This window comes from Parafrankia irregularis, assembly GCF_001536285.1.
Taxonomy (GTDB): domain Bacteria; phylum Actinomycetota; class Actinomycetes; order Frankiales; family Frankiaceae; genus Parafrankia; species Parafrankia irregularis.
In genome coordinates this window covers 1-2,514 of record NZ_FAOZ01000074.1, presented here as the reverse complement: position 1 = coordinate 2,514, position 2,514 = coordinate 1, and the positions used below count along the sequence as shown (strand labels likewise).

At 71.2% G+C, this 2,514-nt stretch carries 1 protein-coding gene; it reads left to right on the top strand.

The features are described 5' to 3' along the window. Nucleotides 1-19: 19 nt before the first annotated feature. The coding region (locus AWX74_RS38670) for a condensation domain-containing protein (protein WP_242666617.1) at nucleotides 20-2,514 on the top strand (2,495 nt) is incomplete at its 3' end.

Genomic DNA, 2,514 nt, shown 5'->3' with positions numbered 1-2,514 from the left:
TGGTCCGACGGAGTGCACGGTGGATGCGACGTGGACGGAGATCGAGGCGGGTGTGGCGCCGCATATCGGCCGGCCGGTGGCGGGGGACAACGTCTTCGTTCTTGATGGTGCGCTTCTGCCGGTGCCGGTGGGTGTTCCTGGTGAGCTTTATGTGGGTGGCGCGGGGGTGGCTCGGGGGTATGTGGGCCGGTCGGGGGAGACGTCGTCGCGTTTCGTGGCGGATCCTTTTGGTTCGGGTGGGCGGTTGTATCGCACGGGTGATGTGGTGCGGTGGCGGTCGGACAGCAGTCTGGAGTATCTGGGTCGTGCTGATGATCAGGTGAAGATTCGTGGTTATCGGGTGGAGCCCGGTGAGGTCGAGGCCGCGCTCGGTTCTCTTCCCGGGGTGAGCCAGGCGGTCGTCGTCGCCCGGACCGATGGTGGGATCACCAGGCTGGTCGGGTATGTGACCGGGCTGCCGGGCTGGGATCTGGAACCGGTGTCCCTGCGGGCGGCGGTGGCGGAGCGGTTGCCGGAGTATCTGGTGCCGTCGGTGGTGCTGGTGTTGGAGGAGTTTCCGTCGACGCCGAACGGGAAGCTGGACCGCCGGGCCTTGCCCGCACCCACCTTCGCCGGTGGCGCGGCAGGCGGCGGGCGCATCCCGCGCACCGCCACGGAGCGAATGCTGGCGGCGCTGTTCGGTGAGCTGCTCGGTGTCGGCGAGGTGGGGCTGGACGACTCGTTCTTCGCCCTCGGCGGGCACTCCCTGCTCGCCACCCGGCTAACCTCCCGCGTCCGGGCGGCGACAGGCCTGCCGGTGTCGATCCGCTCGGTGTTCGACGCGCCCACCGTCGCCGCGTTCGCGGCCCACCTCGACACCCTCGTGGCCACGCCGGGACGTCCCGCGCTCGCGGCGTTTCGCCGCCCGGCGGTTCTGCCGCTGTCCGCGGCCCAGCGCCGGCTGTGGTTCCTGTACCGGCTGGAAGGGCCGAGCAGCACGTACAACCTGCCGTTCGCCGCGCGCCTGACCGGCCCGCTCGACCTGACCGCGCTGCGCACGGCCGCCGCGGACGTCGTCGCCCGGCACGAGACGCTGCGCACCGTCTTCCCGGAGCGGGACGGTAGCCCCGTCCAGCAGGTTCTCGACGCGGCCACCGTCGACGTGCCGTTCACGCTTGTGGAGACGTCCGAGCTGACGTTCGACGACCGGCTCCGGGACGTTCTGGAGGCGCCGTTCCGGCTGGAGTCGGAGATCCCGCTGCGGGTCACCGTGCTGCGCCTGGGCGACGACGAGCATGTCCTCGCGCTGGTGCTGCACCACATCGCCGGTGACGAGGGCTCCACCGGGCCGCTGCTGCGTGACCTGGCGAGTGCCTACGCGGCGCGCCGCCGTGGCGAGGCTCCCGCCTGGGCGCCGCTGCCCGTCCAGTACGCCGACTACACGCTGTGGCAGCAGGACCTGCTCGGCGGGGCAGATCGACCGTCCGAGGCGGCCGAGCGCCAGCTCGCCCACTGGACGAGCGCCCTGGCCGGGCTGCCCGAGGCGGTGGAGCTGCCGACCGACCGGCCGCGGCCCACCGTTCCCGCCGCCGGCGGCGGGCGGGTCCGTGCGCTGATCCCGGCGGCGACCATGGCGGCGCTGCGCCCGCTGCTGGCCGAGGCCGGCGCGAGTGAGCTGACGCTCGCCCACCTGGCGGTCGCCCTCACCCTGCACAAGCACGGCGCCGGTGACGACATCCCGCTCGGTGGCCTCGTCGCGGGCCGGGTCGATCCGGCGCTGGAACCGCTCGTCGGCTTCTTCGTGAACACGGTCGTGGTCCGGATCGACCTCGCCGGGGATCCGACGCTGCGTGAGCTGCTCCTGCGCGTCCGGCGCGCCACGCTGGACGCCTACGCGCACGCCGACGTCCCTTTCGACACGGTGGTCGAGCGGGTGAACCCGCCACGGGCGGCGGGCCGCCATCCCCTGGTGCAGACCCTCGTCGACTTCTGGAATCCCACCGAGGCGAATCCCGGGCTCGACGGCCTGGCCGTGACGTCGCTGGAATCCGCCGGAGCGGCCAACGCCAAGTTCGACCTCGGCTTCACCTTCACCCCGGACCCGAGCAGCGAGGGCCTGCTCGCCTCGCTGGAATACGACGCCGACCTGTTCGACACCGCGACCGCCGAACGCCTCCTGACACGCCTGAACCTGGTGCTCGCCACCTTCGCGCACAACCATGATCTGCGATTGGCCGACGTCGACCTCCTCTCCACGGCTGAGCGGCGCATGCTGCTGGACGAATGGAGCGGAGTCGCGGATTCACCTGCCCTGGAGAATGCTTCTCTCGCTGTGTCGGCCGCGCATCCAACGAATGCCTACCAGTCGGTTCTGGACGTGTGGGATGCGGTGGTGGCGGGGGGTTCGGGTGAGGTGGCGGTGGTGTGTGGGGGACGTTCTTTGTCGTTTGGTGTGGTGGATGGTTTGGCGGGTCGGTTGGCGGGTGTGTTGCGGGTTCTTGGTGTGGGGGCTGAGTCGCGGGTGGGGGTGGTTCT